Genomic DNA, 20218 nt, shown 5'->3' on the forward strand with positions numbered 1-20218 from the left:
CGATCTCCTTATGGGGGCGGGTTAAGAAAAGCCCCCCGAACCAGCCAGAGCCAGACCGGAGGGCCAAAATCCGAAGTGGTTGAGTTTACTTCTTCAGGTTGGTCCAGATCTGGTCATAGACGGCCTGGGTTTCCTCATCACAGACTTCGATGAACACACCCTGGCCTGCATTGGCATGGGGGGTCTTTTCGGGCTGTTCAGCCAATGCCGGATCAAGGAACTCGCTAACACCGTTCACACCAGCGTTGTACTGCGCAAAGTTGGACACGGCTGCGATGTTTTCAGGTTCCAACAGGAAATCCATGAAGATTAGCGCGTTCTCGCGGTTGGGAGCGTCTTTCAGCAGAACGACATTGTCCATCCACGCGATGTAGCCTTGCGTCGGAAAAGCGTATTCCACATTTGCGCCTTCCTCGCGCGCCTTGGCCGAGAACCCGTCATAGATCTGGCCTACAGCTGCGTCACCGGAAACCAGAACTTCTTTCGCCGTATCCGAATTGAACGATGCCCAGTGCTGCTTCGCTTCTTGCAGCATGGCGTTCAACGCCTTTAGTTGCTCGCGGTCTGTGGAACACTGCGGGATACCCATGTGCAGCGCGGCCATGGCCATGACTTCGCCTTGGCTGTCCAGCATGTTTATACGGCCCTGCAACTCGGCCGGTGGGTTGAACAGAATGTCTGTGGTTTGAATGTCGCCTTCATAAGCATCGCGGCTGACCGCAAAGCTAGTCGAGCCCCACTGATACGGGATCGAGGATTGGCGACCGGGATCAAAACCGGGATCGGCCCATTCGGGCGCGATGTTGCCTTTATTCTTCAACTCTCCGTCAGCGATGGTGTCCAGCATGCCTTCGCCGGCCATGATCGAAACCATGTAATCGCCCGGCACGGACACATCATAGGTACCGATGCCACCTGCCTTGAGCGAGGCCAGCATCGCCTCGTTCGAGTCGTAAGTGTCCATAGTGACAGTGATGCCGGTTTCTTCGGTGAACTTGTCCAGCAACTCTTGCGGCATGTACTCGAACCAGTGGTACAGAACCAGTTCACCTTCGGCTGCTGCAGCGTTTGCGCCAATTGCCAAAGCAAGGGCAGCGACCCCGTTTTTCATCATATATTTCATGTGTCTCTCCATCTGTTGGTTATTTTGTGTTGTCAGATTTGCTGACGAAATAGCTGATCGTGACCATGACGATGGACACACTCAGCAACATGGTCGAAATCGCCATGATATTCGGTTTGATCCCTTGCTTGACCGAGCCAAAGATCGCCGTGGGCAAGGTCTCGACCCCCGCACCCTTCACGAAGTTGGTGATGATGAAGTCATCCAGGCTAACGATGAAGGCCAGCAGAAAACCCGAGATGATGCCTGGCATCATTAGTGGCAGCAGGATCTTGGTAAAGGCTTGCCGTTTTGTGGCGTAGAGGTCCAGTGCAGCTTGTTCATAACTGTCTTCGATCCCTTGCATTCGGGCCGAGATAGGCAGGTAGGCGAAGGGAATACAGAAGGCGATATGGGCCAGCAGGATGGTCAGAAGCCCACGCTCGAACCCGATCGAATTGAAGAAGATCAGAGTCGCGACCGCCAAAACAATCTCGGGCACCATCAGCGGTAAGCTGATCAGACCGAACGATAGCGTACGAAAGCGGAATTTGCCGCCTCGTACCATGCCTGTAGCAGCCAGAGTGGCAATAGCCGTCGCCGTGGTTGCAGCGATGATCGCGATGATAAAGCTGTTTTTGGCAGCCGTTTTGAACTTACCGCTTTCCGGCCCGGTGAAGACATCCGCATACCAACGCAGCGAAACACCTTCCCAGTTGGTCAATGATTGCGAAGCGTTGAAGCTGTAGATCGTGACGACGACCAGCGGAGCATAGAGAATGACCAGGCAGAGCAGAGTGATCCCTTTGAAGCCTGTGTACGCCTTTATGTCGAATTGCTTGCTTGCCATCGGTCAGCCCCCCGCCTTGTCGGCTTTGGCCTGCTGACGGGCCGAGAACATCAGAATGATCAAAACCATTGTCAGCAGGATCATCGAGGCGGCTGCGCCAAACGGCCAGTTGCCTGCATTGCCCTTGAACTGTTCCTCAATCAGCGAGCCGATCATGAAGTTCTTTGCACCACCCAAAAGATCGGGTGCAAGGAAAGATCCCATCGACGGAACAAATACCAGAATACAGCCCGCAAAGACGCCCGGTTTGACCGCAGGAAGCAGCACGCGGCGCAAGGTGGTCCATTTTGACGCGTAGAGGTCGGCCGCAGCTTCGGACAGGGCGAAATTATACCTCTCAACAGCTGCATAGATCGGCAACACCATGAAGGGCAGGTAGGAATAGAACAGGCCCAGCTGAACCGCAAAGTTGGTGTTGACGATATGCAGTGGACTGTCGATTAAGCCGATATTCATCAGAAAATCATTCAACGGCCCTTGATCGCGCAGAAGGAACTTCATTGACACGGTCCGGATCAGCAGGTTCACCCAATAGGGGATAGTGATCAGGAACACCCAAACCGGACGCATATTCTCGGATCGGGTGGCGATGAAATAGGCCGTTGGAAAGCCGATCACGAGGCTTAGCAGTGTGGCAGCAGCAGCCTGCCAGATTGAGCGCCAGAAAATCGTGATATAGGTCCATTCGATCTTAGGGGGATCGTCGCCGAATAATCCTCGGTCAAAGAAGAACTGATCGTAAGCCGCCAGAGAGAACTCCCAGATCACACCGCCCCGGAACTCTTTCGTCAGGAAGGAGTAGATCAGCATCATGATCACTGGCGCCAGAACCAGAATGGCCAGCGTCACCCATGCGGGTAGAAGGAGCCAAGTACGCGCCTCTTTATACGTATCTGTCGTTGCGCTGCCGCCGCTTGCTGCACCCGCTGCCATCAGTCGACCAGGAGGCGACCAGCCCCCAGCTCCATGTTGACGTACATCTCGGTGCCTGGCTCAAAAATCCGCTTATTACCGCGGTCTGAATTTGAGGTGCGCACGACAAAGTCCGGACCGTCCTGCAAATCCACGATGGTTGTTATATCTGTGCCGACAAAGATGTTCTCTTTGATGCGCCCTTTCAGGCTTTCGGTTTCTGCAGGGGTGTCCGACATATACAGCCGCTCTGGCCGGATCGACATGTGAACTTTGGAGCCGACGCCAATTCCCTCGACCGAATTGCAAGTCAACTCATGCCCCCCGCCCAAGTGGCAGGTCGCACGACCATTCGAAATTCCGTCAACGGAAACCTCCAACAGGTTGGTCTCGCCAATAAAATCAGCCACGAACATGTTGTGTGGACGCTCGTAGATGTCCGTAGGAGACCCCAATTGCTGCATCTCGCCAGCCGACATAACCGCGATGCGGTCGGACATGGTCAGGGCTTCTTCCTGATCGTGAGTGACGAAGATAAAGGTAATCCCCGTTTCGCGCTGCAGGTGCTTCAATTCAAGCTGCATGGCCTTGCGGAGCTTCAAGTCCAGTGCAGACAAGGGTTCATCCAGCAGCAGAACCTTGGGCTGTGGCGCCAAGGCGCGAGCCAATGCGACACGTTGTTGCTGACCACCTGACAACTGACTGGGCTTGCGCGCAGAGAACTGAGAGAGCTGCACTAATTCCAGCATCTCGCCCGCCTTCTTGCGCGCATCAGATTTAGAGGCCCCGCGCATTTCCAGCCCGAACGCCACATTATCCAGAATGGTCATATGCGGAAACAGGGCATAGTTCTGGAAAACCGTGTTCACAGGACGCTTGTTGGGCGGCAGATTTTCGATCTCATCGCCATAAAGGTAGATCGCCCCCTCGGTGACGGCTTCAAACCCGGCGATCATTCTAAGCAGAGTGGTCTTACCGCAGCCAGACGGGCCCAGAAGAGTAAAGAACTCATTGTCCATGATCGACAGCGAGATCTTCTTGAGTGCGGTAAAATCGCCGTAGCGTTTCACCGCATCCCGCACGTCAATCGCGATATTTTCTTTGTCAGACAATTGCGCCTCCTGAGCACCGCGAAATTCCATTCGGGTATATACGGGCTGCGCTACCGTCCTAAGAACTGACTTCCTCACTAAACATTAGGATTTGCCTAATCATTAATTTTATTGGCATAATATCAAAGTGTTATAGCGGTTATGCAAACTTTTTCAGCAAAAAGAAAAGCCTACCATATGTGTAGGAACCACGATCTCGATTACTTATAGTGATACGGGTGATAAGGAGGTTGGCCAAGAACCGATGCTTGGTTTCTTGTTGTTGCAGTATGTCTTAATTTCGTAGTTGCATGCCTCCCAGCTTGCGCTGAGCATTTGAAGAAGTGTGATTGGTGGGTTCGTATAGTCGAATCTGGGAGAAAAAGTGTGAGAAAACTCTCTTTTGAAAATCCCAAAGTCGAACAGGTCTACCTTTGTGTTCTGGAGCTACCATGATCACGGCTACTTTAAGGACGCATCCAACCTGTTTGGGGAATATGGTGAAGAAACAGGGTTCGAAGAAAGGCTTCACGATATCCGGCACAAGTTCGCAAGCGAACACCCGAGGGAAGGATGGAGCATCTACAGGGGCAACCGATACATAGGTCACACCTCTGTCAAAACGACCGAGAAATACTACTTTCGACATCTGGATCAGAAACAACAGGACGTTTGTCTGTCGGATGGTGACAACGGGTTTTGACCCGAAAATTGGAGGTACTGGCAAACGGGTCTCGCAGGAATGCAAGGCCCATTTTTTGCACTGCGAACCTCGACTGGCGAGGGGACTAAGTGGAGGAATTTGATCCCGATCTCGGCATAGTCGGTGCAATCGGAGCATCAAATCTCGGCATAGTTATGCCGACTCTTGAGGAAAAGGAGCTTTGGCGCGCACTTTGACACCGAATCTCTATAGTTGTAAAAACTATTATTTTTAAGATTTTAGTGGCGGAGAGACAGGGATTCGAACCCTGGGTGGGCTTGCACCCACAACGGTTTTCGAGACCGCCCCGTTCGACCACTCCGGCACCTCTCCGCGGGGGTCTGTGAGGGGGGGATTTAGTGAGGAACGCGCGAGGGTGCAAGCAGAAAATTCCCGAAATTCACCAACGCGGGATTTTCCATTGCCAGATGGCATAAAACGCCTAGGCTTCTGGGTATGACTTGTCACCTTCGCCGCATCGCACTTTTGTTTGTTCCGTTGATCCTTGCGCTTGCAACGGTTCCCCAATCCACCTTCGCCGCCGGGCGCGACCGGATCGAGGCATTTCTAACCACAACCGGCTTCGACGTAGCGCTTGAGAGCATTGCGCTCTCGTCGGCCTCGGCACCTCGGATGCTGGGAATCGATCCCGACGGATTCGGTGCCGACTGGACGCGGCTGACCGAAGAAGTTTTCGATACGGATGACATGCACGAAATTGCGGTGTCTATTCTGGAACAAACATTGAGTGATGATGCCCTGAACCATGCCGTTGAATTCTATGCCTCGGATCTTGGGCAACGGCTGGTCGAGGCAGAAAACGCGTCTCATATGACTAAGGACGATGACGCCAAGCAGCAGGAAGGTCAGGAAATCGTTTCAGACCTGATCAAGGATGGCTCCAAGCGGGTTGAACACCTCAAACGCATGAACTCTGCCATTGATTCCAGCGGGACTGCATTGCGCGCACTTCAGGAAATCCAGTTGAGGTTCTTATTGGCTGCCAGCGCATCTGGCGTGATTGATCTGCAATTGGGCGCAGATGATCTGCGCCAAATGATGAAGCAGAACGAAACCAGTATGCGACAAGCTCTGCAATTGTCCGCGCTTGCGGGGGCTGCGTACACCTATCAGGACTTTTCTGACGCGGATGTCATCGCCTATGCCGAAGCCTTGGAACAGCCGCTGATGCAGGAAGTGTATGAGCTTCTCAATGCGGTTCAGTATGAAATCATGGCGATGAAATTCGAAATATTGGCCGTCCGGATGGCAGATTTGCACCCAGCGCAGGACATCTGATGCGACTGATTTGGGCCTCTGCCGCTCTGTTTCTATGGACCGTGCAAGTGCAGGCCGAGGAAAAGGTCGAGCGCCTACTGCAAGCTTTGCAACTGGATGAGTTCATCGAGATTTTGCAGGATGAGGGCGGCACGATGGGCCAGACCCTGCAGGAGTCATTTCTGGACAACATGGGCGGCCCAGTATTTCAGGAGCAAGTTGCCCGAATTTACGACGCCGATAGAATGCGCAATCAAGTTGCCGAGGTTTTCGATCAAACACTTTCCGAGACTGATCTGGACCGCGCCATTCTGTTTTTTGAAAGTGACTTGGGTCAGACTATCGTTTCGCTTGAACTTACGGCACGCATAGCGCTGGCCGACGAGACCATAGAAGACATGGCAGAAGAGGCATATTTAAACAGTGACCGCGATTCTGAACTATATCGTCTGGTTGAGGAGTATATTGAGGTCAACAATCTGATTGATGAAAACGTTCAGAACACCATCAGCGCGGACTACAACTTTTTCCGCGGGATGAACCTTGACGCAAGCGTGGACGACACCGAGCTTCTGGCCCAACTATTGACGCAAAAGGACAGTATGACAGAAGAAACCCGGACGTGGTTGTATTCCTTCTTTCTGCTGGCCTATCAGCCGCTGACCGACGCCCAAATGCGCGAGAACATCGCATTCTCACGCACTACGACGGGCAGGGCGGTCAATGATGCCCTGTTCGAGAGCTTTGACTGGATGTTCGACACGATCTATTTTCAACTGGGCGAGGCGGTCGCACAGGTTTTGAAAGGGTCCGACCTGTAGACCTGCTTTTGATGTTGACTTTCCTCCGCAATCTATGGATAAGCGCGCATCCCGGCCGGTTTTCCGCGCCGGGTCTCGTTATTATTGACCCATAGGGAGTTTCCCAAGGGTCGTCACACAGCCCGAAAAGGGCGCGCTGTTCGAGGTGGCTGAGGCCGAAAACGCCCGAAAGGGGACCACAGAACGCGGGTATGAAAAGGAAAGACGCATGTTTGCGGTCCTCAAGACTGGCGGCAAGCAGTACAAGGTTCAGGCGGGCGACGTGCTCCGCGTTGAAAAACTGGCTGCCGACGCAGGTGAAAAAGTTCAATTCAACGATGTTCTGATGCTGGGCGGCGACGCTCCGGTTGTTGGCGCACCTTTCGTTGAAGGCGCAGGCGTACAGGCCGAAGTGATCGAACAGGTCAAAGGTGACAAGGTCATCAAGTTCGTCAAGCGCCGTCGTAAGCACAGCTCGAAGCGTACCGTTGGCCACCGTCAGAAACTGACACTGGTCAAAATCACCGACATTCTGTCGTCTGGCGCTGACAAGTCGGGCATCAAAGCTGCAACCGGTTCGGCTCCGGCTGGCGAAGCGGCACCTGCTGCCAAGCCTGCCAAGAAAGTTGAAGCCAAGGCCGATGCACCTGCCGCTGCTGCCGCTGACGATCTGACCAAGCTGAACGGTGTCGGCCCTGCCGCTGCCAAAAAGCTGGTTGAGGCTGGTATCGAGAGCTTTGCCGCTCTGGCCGCCTTGTCGGACGAGCAGATTGCTGTTATCGACACCATCAAAGTGAAGCCCGAATGGGTTGAGCAAGCCAAAGAGCTGGCTCAAGGCTAAGGAGAGAGAGAATGGCACATAAAAAAGCTGGCGGTTCCTCCCGTAACGGTCGCGACTCAGCTGGTCGCCGCCTTGGCGTGAAACTGTATGGTGGCCAGGCAGCCATCGCAGGCAACATCATCGTGCGTCAGCGCGGCACCAAATTCTGGCCGGGCGAAGGCGTAGGCATGGGCAAAGATCACACCATCTTTGCAACTGTTGATGGCGCCGTGAAGTTCCACAAGGGACTCAAGAACCGCACCTTTATTTCGGTCCTGCCAGTGGCGGAGGCCGCAGAGTAAGCCGAAACCCATAAGGTTTAAAAATTCATGGGGGGCCGGCAGAAAATGCCGGTCCCCTTTCTCGTTTTAACGCAGTTTTGATCAATGGCCCCGATGACACACCCAGCAAGCATAATTCCGTCCCTGATTCAGGGAAGGATCGCTCCTGCGGTTGAAGATCGTATGGGCCACAAATATCTGATGTGGGCGTTAATCGGTTTCACCGTTGCGTCCGCGATTTACGTGTTGTTCGGAGGAGGAACGAACTCATGAAACTTGAGACAATTATAAACCAGCCGGTCATAGAAACCGAGCGGTTCGACCTGCGCCCGCTGCGTCGGTCGGATATGGGTCTCATTGAACATTACGCAGGCGATGAGCGCGTTGCACGCATGACCACCAGTATCGCACATCCGCTGCCGCCCGGCTCGACCGAGGCCTTCGTGACCCGGTCCATGGCCGAAGAGCGCGATGAGGACGTCTGGGTCATGGATGCCACCAAGGACGGTGGCCCGGAACTGATCGGCCTGATCACGCTGACACGTCTGGATCGCAACCAGTCCGAGGTCGGCTATTGGGTCGCGCCGGTTTATTGGAACACGGGTGTCGCGTCGATGGCCGTCGAGGCGCTGGTCAACGCAAACCCGCTGGAGAACGCCACCATGTTCGCCAGCGTGTTCCAGGACAACCCGGCCTCGGCCCGGGTGCTGACCCATTGCGGGTTCCAGTACCTTGGTGATGCCGAAAGCTACTCGGTGGCGCGTGATGCAAACGTGCCCACTTGGACATACAGTAAAAAACTCTGACTTGTGGCCGATGGGGCCTTTGCAGTAGGGGACAGCCATGAAATTTCTCGATCTTGCAAAGGTCTACATCCGGTCCGGGGCCGGAGGTGGCGGCTGCGTCAGCTTCCGACGCGAAAAATACATCGAATACGGCGGTCCCGATGGCGGCGACGGTGGTAAAGGCGGCTCAGTCTGGGTCGAAGTCGTGGAGAGCCTTAACACGCTGATTGACTTCCGCTATCAGCAGCATTTCTTTGCCAAGAACGGTCAGCCCGGTCGCGGGCAGCAGCGCACCGGTAAAGATGGCGACGACATCGTCCTGCGCGTGCCCGTCGGCACCGAGATCCTGGACGAAGACGAAGAAACCGTCATCTGCGACCTGACCGAGGTGGGACAGCGCGTCTTGCTGGCCAAGGGCGGCAATGGCGGCTTTGGCAACCTGCACTTCAAATCGGCGACCAACCAGGCCCCGCGCCGCGCCAATCCGGGGCAGGCGGGGATCGACCGAACCATCTGGCTGCGGCTGAAGCTGATCGCCGATGTGGGTCTGTTGGGGATGCCTAACGCGGGCAAGTCAACCTTTCTGGCCGCGACGTCCAATGCGCGCCCCAAGATCGCGGATTACCCGTTTACCACGCTGCATCCCAATCTGGGCGTTGTCGGCGTCGACAATGTCGAATTCGTCGTGGCTGATATTCCAGGCCTGATCGAAGGCGCGCATGAAGGCCGCGGGATAGGCGACCGGTTCTTGGGCCATGTGGAACGTTGCGCCGTGTTGCTGCATCTGGTCGATGGCACGTCTGAGACCGTGGCTGACGATTACCGCACGATCATCCACGAGCTCGAAGCCTATGGCGGCGAACTGGCCGAAAAGCCTCGCATCACGGTGCTGAATAAGGTCGATGCGCTGGATGACGAAGAGCGCGAGTTGGCCAAGGCCGAATTGGAAGAGGCCGTTGGCGGCCCCGTCATGACCATGTCCGGCGTGGCCCATCTGGGCGTGACCGAGGTTCTGCGGGCACTGCGTGCTCAGATCGACGAAAACCGACTGCGCCAAAAGCCCGCTGAGGAGGAGAAGTCGTGGCAACCCTGACCTCGGCCAAACGACTGGTGGTCAAGATCGGGTCCGCTTTGCTGGTGGACCGGAATACGGGGTTGTTGCGGTCGGATTGGCTGCATTCTCTGGCACAAGACGTAGCGTGGCTCAAAGGGCAGGGGACGGATGTCATTCTGGTTTCGTCCGGGTCAATCGCTTTGGGGCGCGGAGTGTTGAACCTTCCGATGGAGGCACTGGCGCTTGAGAAGTCTCAAGCCGCTGCCGCAGTGGGTCAAATCCGGCTGGCTCGCGCTTATGAAGAGGCATTGACCCCGCACAAGATCACCACCGCACAGGTCCTGGTAACGCTGGAAGACAGCGCTGACCGTCGCCGTTATCTGAACTCGCGTGCGACGCTCGAGACATTGCTGAGCCTTGGCGTGGTGCCGATTGTCAATGAAAACGACACAGTCGCGACAGATGAGATCCGGTACGGCGACAATGACCGTCTGGCTGCCCAGATCGCGGTGACCGTCGGTGCGGATCAACTGATCCTGCTGTCGGACGTGGATGGGTTCTATACCGGCAACCCGAATGAGGACGCTTCGGCCACGCGCTATGACGTGATCGATAACATCACCCCCGAGATCGAAGAGATGGCGGGCGATGCCGGGTCGGGACTGTCCAAGGGCGGCATGAAGACCAAGCTGCTGGCCGCCAAGATGGCCACAGCGGCGGGGTGTGACATGGCGATCACCGAAGGATCGCCTCTAAACCCGCTGAAAACGCTTGAAAATGGAGCGAACTGCACTTGGTTTACGGCTACGTTGGACCCACATGCAGCCCGCAAGCGCTGGATTTCGGCGATGAAGCCACGCGGTGAGATCGTGGTGGATGCGGGCGCCGCGCGGGCGCTCGGCAACGGCAAAAGCTTGCTGCCTGCAGGCATCGTCGAAGTAACCGGAGATTTTGGCCGCGGTGATCCCGTTGCCATCCTTGACCCAACCTCGCGCCGTCTAGCGCAAGGCCTCAGCCGTTACACCGCGCAAGAAGCGGATGCGATCAAGGGGCGCAAGTCCTCGGAAATCGAAGCGACATTGGGCTATCCGGGACGGGCCGTTTTGATCCACCGGGACGATTTGGCGCTGTAAGCGCACGATGTTAGAACACCAGAATACCGACCGAAAGGCACATGAGATGAAGGATTTCGACAGCATTCCCACCCTGATGGCCGATCTTGGAAAACGCGCCAAGGCGGCCTCGGCCGATCTGGCCTGTGCCAGTGCCGAACGTAAGCACGCCGCCCTGATTGCCGCGGCTGATGCGGTTTGGGAAAACCGCGCCGACATCATCGAGGCAAACAAGAAAGACCTGGAGTTCGGCCGCGAAAAAGGCCTGAACCCGGCCATGATGGACCGTCTGATGCTGGACGAGGACCGCATTCAAGGCATGGTCGACGGTCTGCGCACCGTTGCGGATCAGGCCGATCCGGTTGGCGAAGTCCTTACCGAATGGGACATGCCCTCGGGTCTGAACATCCAACGTGTGCGTACACCTTTGGGCGTGATTGGCGTGATCTATGAAAGCCGCCCGAACGTGACGGCGGACGCCGGGGCACTCTGCCTGAAATCCGGCAATGCGGTAATCCTACGAGGCGGGTCTGAAAGCTTTCATTCCTCGGGTGCGATCCATGCCTGTCTGGTCGAAGGTCTGAAGGCCGCGAACTTGCCCGAAGACGCAATTCAACTGGTGCCGACACGGGACCGCGCTGCGGTTCAGGAACTGCTGACCTTGACCGATTATGTGGACGTCATCGTACCGCGCGGCGGTAAAGGTCTGGTCGGTCTGGTCCAGCGCGAAGCCCGTGTGCCTGTTTTCGCGCACCTCGAAGGCATTGTTCATATCTATATCGACAAATCAGCCGACCCGCAGAAAACGCTGGATGTGGTGCTGAACGCCAAGACCCGCCGCACCGGTATCTGCGGTGCCGCCGAATGTTTGCTGATACATCAGGACGTCGCCGAAACGCTGGGTCGGGACGTCATCTCGGCTCTGCTGGCGGCTGGTGTCGAGGTTCACGCCGAAGGCGCGTTGGCTATGGATGGCACGGTTTCGGCCACTAATGACGATTGGGGCAAAGAATTCCTCGACAGTATCATTGCCGCTAAACCGGTTGCGGATATCGACGCCGCCATCGCGCATATCCGTCAGTATGGTTCGAACCACACCGACTGTATCATGACCGAGGATGCGGGTGCTGCCGCGCGGTTCTTTGAGCGGCTCGACAGCGCGATCCTGATGCACAACGCCTCGACTCAATTCGCCGATGGGGGTGAGTTTGGCATGGGCGCCGAGATCGGCATCGCCACCGGCAAGATGCACGCGCGCGGACCCGTGGGTGCCGCGCAACTGACCAGTTTCAAGTATTTGGTGCGTGGAAACGGAACGACCCGGTCCTAGAACCGGATCACAATACGGGTTGAGGTGGTTTCCGCCGCAACCCGCCGCCCCATTGACGCTGCGGCCTCGGGCAGAAGGGCGAACTGTACCTGAGCGGGGGTGACCTTGTTGGCAAAACGGCCCAAAGGCAGGTTCTTCCACAGATCACTGTCCAAGTTCAGCTTGTCGGCCGCGCCGGTCACTGTCCAACTATCACCGTTGTTCGTGATCGTAACCTCACCGCCGAACGGCATCGCGCTTTCGCAGCACATCAACGCCAGAAACGCCAGTTTCACCTGACTGCGCGGAACAGCCTCAATCAGGTGCCAATTTACGCGCACACGGCCCGCCCGTTCGACATCCTTCAGCAGTTCTGACACCTCAGCTCGACCCAGCGGCTGATCACTGGCGGAGCCGAAAGCAACACGGAAGAACCGGATCCGCGCCCCGGCGCTGCCCACACTTCCCGAAATCAGCTCCATCTCGGGGCCCTGAGTGGCACCAACCATCTCAAGCAACTCCAGACCGTTGGTGATCGCGCCTATGGGGCTGATCAGATCGTGACAGATCCGAGAGCCGATCAACTCGGCCAGGTTGACTGTGGTGTCGCTCATGCGTACCTCCTGCTGCATCTGCCGCCGGACCTGGAGCCCAGACATGTCAGACCTCAATGCTATTCTTGCACCGGGCATGTATGTCCGCCACCCCGATTTCCCCGACTGGGGCGTTGGACAGGTGCAGTCCAACATCGGGGGCAAGATCACCGTCAACTTTCGCGAGCAGGGGAAAGTAGTGATTGACGGAACACGCATCGCCCTGATGCCGGTCTTTGATCCGTGAAACTGGTTTAGGAAAGGTTAACACCCCGCAAATCCGCTCTTGTTGCCATCCCCCCGGAAACTGCGGTATCAGCGCAAAAACAAGAACGGAACCACAAATGCCGGATGCAGGTCCTTCCTTTACCGTCAAACTCGCCGAGTCCGAGGGCGAACTGCGTGCCGCGCAAAGGCTGCGCTATGACGTGTTCGTTCGCGAACTGGGCGGTGGTGGAGAGATGGTCGATCACGAGGCGGGTCTGGAGCGTGACAAATTCGATCCGTATTTTGACCACATGTTGGCAATAGACGACCTGACTGGCGAAACCGTGGGTGTTTACAGGCTGTTACCGGGCGAACGTGCAGCAGAACTGGGGCAGTTTTATTCCGAGGACGAATACGATCTGACCGTTCTGAAACAAAGCGGCCGCAAGCTGTTGGAACTGGGGCGGTCCTGCCTGCATCCCGATTACCGCGGCGGCACGGCCATGTATCACCTGTGGAACGGTCTGGCCGCTTATGTCAACGAACGCGAGATCGAGGTCCTGTTCGGTGTCGCCAGCTTTCACGGCACCGATGTTCAGAGCCTGGCGCAGCCCTTGTCGATGCTGCATCACAACCATCTGGCGCCGACCGATCTGCGGGTACGGGCACAGCCGGACGTATTTCAATCGATGGACCTCGTGGCGCCGGATGATCTGGATCGCCGCGCGGCGATGGTGCAGGTTCCAGCACTGATTAAAGCCTATCTGCGGCTTGGCGGTTTCGTAGGCGAGGGGGCCTTCATCGACAACGCCTTCAACACCACAGACGTGTGCCTGATCCTCGACACTGCGCGCATGAACGAACGACAGAAACGCATCTATGGCGGAGCGTAACCAGGTGAACGACGCGCTGTGGAACAGTGAGGACGAACCTGACCCGATCAATCTGGATCTGGTGGGTTGGGTTCTGGTCATCTTACGCGGAGTGCCACTGGCCATTCTGGTGTTTGGTGGCCTGATCATCCTTCTGGCTATTCGTTTGGTCGAACTCCCATTGTTCGGCGTGCGCCGCCCGATCACTCCGTTTATCGCACAATTCGTCTGTCGAAATGCACTCCGGCTTTTAGGCATCGGTTTTCGCACCTCGGGAGAGTTGATGCAGCAGCGGGGGGCCGTGGTTGCGAACCATACCTCCTGGCTGGATATCTTTGCGCTGAACGCGCGGAAACGCGTGTATTTCGTATCCAAGGCTGAAGTTGCGACATGGCCCGGCATCGGATGGCTGGCCCGCGCGACCGGCACCGTGTTCATCGAGCGAGACCGCAAAAAAGCCAAAGAACAGACCAAAGTGTTCGAGACCCGCCTGAAAGCAGGCCACAAACTGCTGTTTTTTCCCGAAGGAACATCGACCGACGGGTTGCGAGTTTTGCCATTTAAAACAACACTCTTTGCCGCGTTCTTCGCAGAAGAGCTGCGTGATTTCATGTATGTGCAGCCGGTCTCGGTTATCTTTCACGCACCCGAAGGCCAGCCGGATCGGTTCTATGGCTGGTGGGGAGACATGGAGTTCGGGCCACATCTGCTCAAGACCCTTGGCGCACGCAGACAAGGTTTTGTCGAACTGATCTATCATGCCCCGGCCAAGGTCAGCGACTTTGAAAACCGTAAGGCGCTGGCTGCTCATTGTGAAGACGCCGTGCGTCACGCGCACAGCTTGGCGCGGCTTGAAAAATAAGGGCTATAGGCCCTTGCACTGCGTCCAAACCTGCCGTATACGCGCGCCATTCAAACCCGCAGGCGGGGTTTGGCCTTTTTGAGGGAGACATCCTCATCAAGACCGCCGGTTGGAGCATCCGCTTCTTTCACCCCCGCCCAGGCGTAAACCGGAAAAGGAAAATAGCATGGCTCTTCCCGAGTTCTCCATGCGTCAGCTGCTGGAAGCTGGCGTTCACTTTGGCCACCAGACACAGCGTTGGAATCCCCGCATGGGCCCGTTCATCTACGGCTCGCGCAATGGCATCCACATCATGGACCTGACCCAGACTGTTCCTATGCTGGACCAGGCACTGCAGGCTGTTCGTGACACCGTCGCAAAAGGTGGCCGCGTTCTGTTCGTCGGTACCAAGCGTCAGGCCGCTGGCCCGATCGCAGACGCTGCTGAAAAGTCGGCTCAGTACTACATGAACCACCGCTGGCTGGGCGGCACGCTGACCAACTGGAAAACCGTTTCCCAGTCGATCAACCGTCTGAACCAGATCGACGAAGCGATGGAATCGGGCGCTGAAGGCCTGACCAAGAAAGAGCGTCTGGGCATGGAACGTGACCAGGCCAAGCTGCAAGCTTCGCTGGGCGGCATCCGTGAGATGGGCGGTGTTCCGGATCTGCTGTTCGTCATCGACGTCAAAAAAGAAGCACTGGCCATCGCCGAAGCCAACAAACTGGGTATTCCGGTTGTGGCTGTTGTCGACACCAACTGCTCGCCCGACGGTGTTGACTACATCATCCCCGGCAACGACGACGCAGCCCGCGCAATCGCTCTGTACTGCGATCTGGCCGCACGTGCCGCTCTGGACGGTATGACCGCTCAGATGGGTGCAGCAGGCGTTGACCTGGGCGCATTCGAAGAAGCACCGGTTGAAGAAGTCGTTGCAGAAGAAGCCCCCGCCGAAGCAGAAACACCTGCCGAAGCGTAAGCTGCCCGTCACGTAAATGACATGTGGGGCAGGGTATGACCTGCCCCAATTCCGTTTGAATTGAGGAGAGCCAAAAGATGGCAATCACAGCAGCAATGGTTAAAGAACTGCGCGACCAGACCGGCGCAGGCATGATGGACGCAAAAAAAGCGCTGACCGAAACCGAAGGCAACATGGACGAAGCCGTTGACTGGCTGCGCACCAAAGGCCTGGCTAAAGCGGCCAAGAAATCGGGTCGTACCGCAGCAGAAGGTCTGGTTGCTGTTCACGTCAACGGTGGCAACGGTGTTGCTGTCGAAGTGAACTCGGAAACCGACTTCGTTGCGAAAAACGCTGAATTCCAGGAAATGGTCGGCAAGATCGCCTACGCTGCAGAAGGCGTCGACAATGTCGAGGCTCTGCTGGCTGCTGATCTGGGCGGCAAAAACGTTGCCGACACCCTGACCGACAAGATCGCCACCATCGGTGAGAACATGTCGGTGCGCCGCATGGCCAAACTGTCGGGCGACACTGTTGTGTCCTACGTCCACAACGCGGCCACCAACGGCATGGGCAAAATCGGCGTTCTGGTTGCTCTGACCGGTGGCGACGAAGCGATTGGCAAACAGGTTGCGATGCACATCGCGGCTGTAAACCCTGCGGCTCTGTCCGAAGCGGACATGGACCCGGCTGTTGTCGAGAAAGAAAAACAGGTTCAGATGGACATCGCCCGCGAATCCGGCAAGCCGGAGCAGGTGATCGAAAAGATGATCGAAGGCCGTATGAAGAAGTTCGTCGCCGAATCGACTCTGCTGAACCAGTCTTTCGTTGTGAACCCTGACCTGACCGTTGAAGCAGCGGCCAAAGAAGCGGGCGCAACCATCACCGGCTTTATCCGCCTGGAAGTTGGCGAAGGCATCGTGGTCGAAAAAGAAGACTTCGCTGCTGAAGTTGCGAAAGCCGCTCAGGGCTAAAAAATCTAGCTGGACCTGTCCTGTGGGTCCGGACAAAGCAATATGCCGGTCACGTGTTTGCGTGGCCGGTTTTTTTTATTTAATGCGTGCGGAATCAAAAAAGGACGCTGCCGCGTCCGTTTCAACTCACTCCTAAAGAAGGATTGAGGGGCCCCGCATGATGGGGATGGTCGAGGCCCCCCAAATTCCAGCAATCCGACGCTGACCAATAAGCGCCTTCTTGTCAGAGCGGTTGGAGAGCCCTGCTATTACAAAGATCCAACCAAATGTTCCCTGGCTAAAGCCACCACTCACGGAACAATACCACTTTGCAACTCCCCCTCAGGATTGAAAAGTCATGATTTCCTTACCTAGGGTAAATTGACGCAATTTGGCGTCAGTTTTCGGGGCGCTAGGCCTCCATCACGAACATCTGATTCTGCAATGAGGCTTTCAGAACCGCCTGCGCTGTGGTTTCCACGGACAGGGCTTCGCGTGCGAGCCGCAGATGCTTTTCCACCGTCGCCGACGTCAGCCCCATCAGCAGCGCAATGTCCTGCGTGGTCTTGCCGTCTCCGACCCATTGCAAGGCTTCGCGTTGGCGTTTGGTCAGTGCGCGGTTGGGGGCATTGTAGGGCAGGGTGAGGATTTTCAGATGCGCGACATTATTCATCAGAAGGATGTCATCGCCGTGCTTGGCCCACATCGCATCCACTTCGGCCTGACTGGCAGCGCCTCCGGACGATAGGGAAATCGCCCCTTTCGACCGCATCGAGACCGAGGTGAAGCTGACCGTGTACCCGAAGGTTACACCCTGCGACCGGTTGAATTCCAGAACGTCCAGCTCTTGCGTCGTCAGCTTTCCGCTGGCCACCATCTCCTGCGCGATGCTCCAACTGGCCGCGCCTTCATTATGCAGCGCCCATTTCAACATCGGAGCATGAAAATACATCCCATCCCGCAGGAACCCATCCAGATAGGGTTTTTCATGATTGGTCAGAATCACGAAATCTTCGGGGTCACCAAGTGAGGTTTCCGTGCGGTATTGAGTGTACCCATAGATTAGGCGATCGAACCCGAAACTTGCCATCTGACGACAATGGGCATCCCAAAGCTCTTCCAGAGTTTTGGTGTAGCTGAGAAAGTGCAGATATTCACTCAGCGTCATGCAGACGGCTCGCTTTTCAGATGAGCGGCCAATGCATCCAGCGCCAGCACATATCCCTGCGCGCCAAAGCCGCAGATCTGGCCAACAGCGACTTTTGAGATGTAGGACACGTGCCGGAACGTTTCACGCGCGTGGATGTTGGACAGATGCACCTCGATCACCGGAAGCTCGACCGACGCGATGGCATCCATCAAGGCGATAGAGGTGTGGGTATAGGCGCCAGCGTTCAGAACGATCCCGTCCTGATCCCCCTTGGCCTCATGAATGGCATCGATAAGCGCGCCTTCGTGGTTGGACTGAAAGCACGACACTTCTACCCCGATGGAAGACCCATGGTTCAGGCACAAATCCTCAACCATTTCCAACGTGGTGCTGCCATAAACCTCGGGCTGCCTTGTACCCAGAAGGTTCAGGTTCGGACCGTTCAAAATCAAAGCTTTGTGCATTATTTCACTGTTCCCATTTCAGGTTCATAGACGCTAAAGGGTGTCAATGTCCACCAGCCAGCGCGCGCATAAGGCGAGTGGGGGAAGTTACGTCACTCACCTTCGGCGTGAGCGGGCATTGTCACCACGGTCTTGCCCAGTGCAGAACGGCTTGTCATGTGCGTCAACGCGTCGGATGCGCGATCCAGCGGATACCGTGCGTTGATTTTGGGTTTGATTTTTCCATCGCTGTATAACTGAAACAAACTCCTCACATTTTCAGAATGGCTAACGGGGTCGCGCATCACCGAAGCGCCCCAAAACACGCCCATGATCTGACAGCCTTTAAGCAACGGCAGGTTCAACGGGATTTTGGGAATGCCTGCCGGGAATCCGACCACCAGAAAGCGACCGTTCCAAGCCATGCTACGCAACGCGGGTTCGGCATAGTCTCCGCCCACCGCATCATAGACGACATTCACCCCCAACGGCGCGGACAAATCCTTGATTTCCGTCGTGAACTTCTTCTGCGAGTCCGTGTCCATGTCATGCGCATAAAGAACCGTCTCATCCGCACCCAAGCTACGGCAGAAATCCGCTTTGTCCTGCGAGGATACGGCGGCAATTACCCGCGCGCCCATGGCCTTGCCCAACTCGATCGCAGCCGATCCGACGCCGCCTGCGGCGCCAAGTACCAGCAGCGTCTCGTCGGGTTGCAAATCAGCCCGGTCCTTCAGGGCGTGGTAAGAGGTGCCGTAGGTGAAAATGAAACAGGCCGCGTCTTCGAACGGCATCGTGTCAGGAAACTTGATGGCAGTGGCCGACGGGATGGTCAGGTGCGTGGCGAAGCCACCATGTCCAGTCAACGCCAGAACCCGGTCTCCGACATCGAAGCCTTTTACGCCTTCACCGATTGCCAACACCTCTCCGGCGATCTCGCCACCTGGTGCGAATGGGCGGGGTGGCCTGATCTGATAAAGGTCCTGAATGATCAGCGTGTCCGGGAAATTGACGCCCGCCGCCCTGATTCCGATTAGCAATTCGCCCCGTCCCGGCGATGGATCGGGTAGGGTGGTCAACTCCAATGTTTCCGGCCCGCCCGGCGCGACGCTGAGTAAAGCTTGCATATCGGCCCTGTTATCCTTGTTATTCGGTAAGGACGAGCTTTGGCCTAGCGAAAGGTCTTGTCAAGAAACCACAACTTTTCGTTACTCACCTCCTCCCACTCTGGGAATGAGCTCGCCAAAGACCAAACGACTGAGGAGCAGACCATGACCCCAGAAACGCTTTTCTCATTGCAAGGCAAAACAGCGCTCGTCACGGGTGGAGCCACCGGGATCGGGCGGATGGCCGCCGAGGCTCTGGTGCGGGCAGGGGCACGTGTTCTGATCGCCTCGCGCAAAGCCGAGGCCTGCGAAGCCGTCGCGGCGGAGCTGAATGCGCTGGACGCCCCTGGTCAGGCCGAGGGTTTCGGCGGAGACGTGGCCACCAAAGAAGGGGTCGAGGCGTTGGCGTCCGAGGTCAAAAACCGCACGGATCACCTTGATATCCTTATGAACAATGCAGGCATAAGCTGGGGCGCACCGATGGGTCAGTTTCCCCATGAAGCTTGGGAAAAGATCATGTCGGTGAATGTTGCGGGTCTGTTCGACCTGACCCAAAAGCTGCTGCCTATGCTGATGAATTCCGGCTCTGCCGACGATCCTGCCCGTGTCATCAATGTCGGCTCGGTCATGGGAGAGGTGCCGATGGGTGACGGCGCCTACAGTTATTCGGCGTCGAAAGCGGCCGTCATACATCTGACCAAGATCATGGCCAAGGAGTTCTCACCCTACCACATAACGGTAAACGCGCTTGCGCCAGGCCCATTTGTCTCGCGCATGACGGCCTTTGCCACGGGTGACGAAGAGACGCGGGCAAAAGTTGGCAAGTCCGTCCCCTTGGGCCGTGTCGGACGCGATGAGGATATCGCCGGCTGTATGCTGTTTCTATGCGGTCGCGGCGGCAGTTACGTGACCGGCGCGGTAATCCCGGTGTCCGGCGGTATCAATGTGGTGACGGCAGGAAACATCTTTGCCGAAGCCTTTTAAGCTGAGACACGGAG

The 20218-nt window shown here is 56.5% G+C and carries 23 protein-coding genes and 1 tRNA gene; 15 read left to right on the plus strand and 9 right to left on the minus strand.

Annotated features, from left to right (window positions below):
• Positions 1–85 precede the first annotated feature (85 nt).
• From GOW98_RS05680 to GOW98_RS05695, 4 genes are read right to left on the minus strand one after another with little or no spacing between them, the layout of a single operon-like run.
• A complete protein-coding gene (locus GOW98_RS05680) occupies positions 86–1123 on the minus strand; it encodes an extracellular solute-binding protein (protein WP_170330095.1) in 1038 nt (345 codons plus the stop codon).
• 19 nt (positions 1124–1142) lie between these two features.
• Positions 1143–1952, minus strand: coding sequence for an ABC transporter permease (locus GOW98_RS05685; RefSeq protein WP_170330096.1), 810 nt, complete (start codon positions 1950–1952; stop codon positions 1143–1145).
• A gap of 3 nt (positions 1953–1955) precedes the next feature.
• Entirely contained in the window at positions 1956–2885 is a 930-nt protein-coding gene (locus GOW98_RS05690) for an ABC transporter permease (protein WP_170330097.1), read from the minus strand.
• Complete coding sequence (locus tag GOW98_RS05695; RefSeq protein ID WP_170330098.1) at positions 2885–4006, minus strand: ABC transporter ATP-binding protein; 1122 nt, start codon at positions 4004–4006, stop codon at positions 2885–2887. Before GOW98_RS05695 ends, GOW98_RS05690 begins: the two co-directional genes overlap by 1 nt.
• A gap of 352 nt (positions 4007–4358) precedes the next feature.
• Between GOW98_RS05695 and GOW98_RS26180 the strand changes: the two genes are divergently transcribed.
• A complete protein-coding gene (locus GOW98_RS26180; protein WP_367646807.1) occupies positions 4359–4658 on the plus strand; it encodes a tyrosine-type recombinase/integrase in 300 nt (99 codons plus the stop codon).
• Positions 4659–4901: 243 nt separating this feature from the next.
• Here the strand turns inward: GOW98_RS26180 and GOW98_RS05705 are convergent.
• Positions 4902–4991: transfer RNA gene (locus GOW98_RS05705), tRNA-Ser, on the minus strand.
• A gap of 123 nt (positions 4992–5114) precedes the next feature.
• Between GOW98_RS05705 and GOW98_RS05710 the strand changes: the two genes are divergently transcribed.
• The 8 genes from GOW98_RS05710 (at position 5115) to GOW98_RS05745 (ending at position 12118) form a co-directional block, all read left to right on the plus strand.
• Positions 5115–5957 (plus strand): DUF2059 domain-containing protein, encoded by an 843-nt coding sequence (locus GOW98_RS05710; RefSeq protein WP_170330100.1) that lies wholly within the window; start codon positions 5115–5117, stop codon positions 5955–5957.
• Complete coding sequence (locus GOW98_RS05715; RefSeq protein ID WP_170330101.1) at positions 5957–6757, plus strand: DUF2059 domain-containing protein; 801 nt, start codon at positions 5957–5959, stop codon at positions 6755–6757. The genes GOW98_RS05710 and GOW98_RS05715 overlap by 1 nt, the downstream gene beginning before the upstream one ends.
• Before the next feature lie 208 nt (positions 6758–6965).
• Entirely contained in the window at positions 6966–7577 is a 612-nt protein-coding gene (locus GOW98_RS05720; protein ID WP_170330102.1) for a 50S ribosomal protein L21, read from the plus strand.
• Positions 7578–7588: 11 nt separating this feature from the next.
• A complete protein-coding gene (gene rpmA, locus GOW98_RS05725; RefSeq protein ID WP_010440093.1) occupies positions 7589–7858 on the plus strand; it encodes a 50S ribosomal protein L27 in 270 nt (89 codons plus the stop codon).
• A 248-nt stretch (positions 7859–8106) separates the two neighbouring features.
• Positions 8107–8643, plus strand: coding sequence for a GNAT family N-acetyltransferase (locus GOW98_RS05730; protein WP_170330103.1), 537 nt, complete (start codon positions 8107–8109; stop codon positions 8641–8643).
• Positions 8644–8680: 37 nt separating this feature from the next.
• A complete protein-coding gene (gene obgE / locus GOW98_RS05735; RefSeq protein ID WP_170330104.1) occupies positions 8681–9715 on the plus strand; it encodes a GTPase ObgE in 1035 nt (344 codons plus the stop codon).
• On the plus strand, positions 9703–10809 hold the full coding sequence (gene proB, locus GOW98_RS05740; protein WP_170330105.1) for a glutamate 5-kinase: 1107 nt from the start codon (positions 9703–9705) through the stop codon (positions 10807–10809). The genes obgE and proB overlap by 13 nt, the downstream gene beginning before the upstream one ends.
• A gap of 46 nt (positions 10810–10855) precedes the next feature.
• Positions 10856–12118 (plus strand): glutamate-5-semialdehyde dehydrogenase, encoded by a 1263-nt coding sequence (locus GOW98_RS05745; RefSeq protein ID WP_170330106.1) that lies wholly within the window; start codon positions 10856–10858, stop codon positions 12116–12118.
• Here the strand turns inward: GOW98_RS05745 and GOW98_RS05750 are convergent.
• Positions 12115–12711, minus strand: coding sequence for a histidine phosphotransferase family protein (locus GOW98_RS05750; RefSeq protein WP_254437909.1), 597 nt, complete (start codon positions 12709–12711; stop codon positions 12115–12117). The two genes, GOW98_RS05745 and GOW98_RS05750, sit on opposite strands and share 4 nt — an antisense overlap.
• A gap of 43 nt (positions 12712–12754) precedes the next feature.
• Here GOW98_RS05750 and GOW98_RS05755 point away from each other — a divergent pair, with 43 nt between their 5' ends.
• The 5 genes from GOW98_RS05755 (at position 12755) to tsf (ending at position 16542) form a co-directional block, all read left to right on the plus strand.
• Positions 12755–12937 (plus strand): DUF3553 domain-containing protein, encoded by a 183-nt coding sequence (locus GOW98_RS05755; protein WP_170324899.1) that lies wholly within the window; start codon positions 12755–12757, stop codon positions 12935–12937.
• Positions 12938–13034: 97 nt separating this feature from the next.
• Positions 13035–13790, plus strand: coding sequence for a GNAT family N-acetyltransferase (locus GOW98_RS05760; protein ID WP_170330107.1), 756 nt, complete (start codon positions 13035–13037; stop codon positions 13788–13790).
• The gene (locus GOW98_RS05765; protein ID WP_170330108.1) at positions 13777–14631 is read left to right on the plus strand and encodes a lysophospholipid acyltransferase family protein; all 855 of its coding nucleotides are present in this window, start codon (positions 13777–13779) and stop codon (positions 14629–14631) included. Before GOW98_RS05760 ends, GOW98_RS05765 begins: the two co-directional genes overlap by 14 nt.
• 166 nt (positions 14632–14797) lie before the next feature.
• On the plus strand, positions 14798–15589 hold the full coding sequence (gene rpsB / locus GOW98_RS05770; protein WP_170330109.1) for a 30S ribosomal protein S2: 792 nt from the start codon (positions 14798–14800) through the stop codon (positions 15587–15589).
• A 77-nt stretch (positions 15590–15666) separates the two neighbouring features.
• Positions 15667–16542, plus strand: a complete 876-nt coding sequence (tsf, locus tag GOW98_RS05775) for a translation elongation factor Ts (RefSeq protein WP_170330110.1) — start codon at positions 15667–15669, stop codon at positions 16540–16542.
• 391 nt (positions 16543–16933) lie between these two features.
• Here tsf and GOW98_RS05780 read toward each other — a convergent pair whose 3' ends face one another.
• The 3 genes from GOW98_RS05780 to GOW98_RS05790 form a co-directional block, all read right to left on the minus strand.
• Positions 16934–17689: an autoinducer binding domain-containing protein gene (locus GOW98_RS05780; RefSeq protein ID WP_170330111.1), complete on the minus strand. Its 756-nt coding sequence runs from the start codon at positions 17687–17689 to the stop codon at positions 16934–16936.
• A complete protein-coding gene (aroQ, locus tag GOW98_RS05785) occupies positions 17686–18135 on the minus strand; it encodes a type II 3-dehydroquinate dehydratase (RefSeq protein WP_170330112.1) in 450 nt (149 codons plus the stop codon). The genes GOW98_RS05780 and aroQ overlap by 4 nt, the downstream gene beginning before the upstream one ends.
• A 92-nt stretch (positions 18136–18227) precedes the next feature.
• Entirely contained in the window at positions 18228–19241 is a 1014-nt protein-coding gene (locus GOW98_RS05790; RefSeq protein WP_170330113.1) for an NADPH:quinone oxidoreductase family protein, read from the minus strand.
• A gap of 144 nt (positions 19242–19385) precedes the next feature.
• On the opposite strand from GOW98_RS05790, the gene GOW98_RS05795 reads away from it, so the two are divergent.
• The gene (locus GOW98_RS05795) at positions 19386–20204 is read left to right on the plus strand and encodes an SDR family oxidoreductase (protein WP_170330114.1); all 819 of its coding nucleotides are present in this window, start codon (positions 19386–19388) and stop codon (positions 20202–20204) included.
• Positions 20205–20218 lie beyond the last annotated feature (14 nt).

It is taken from the genome of Ruegeria arenilitoris (assembly GCF_013032445.1).
Taxonomy (GTDB): domain Bacteria; phylum Pseudomonadota; class Alphaproteobacteria; order Rhodobacterales; family Rhodobacteraceae; genus Ruegeria; species Ruegeria arenilitoris_F.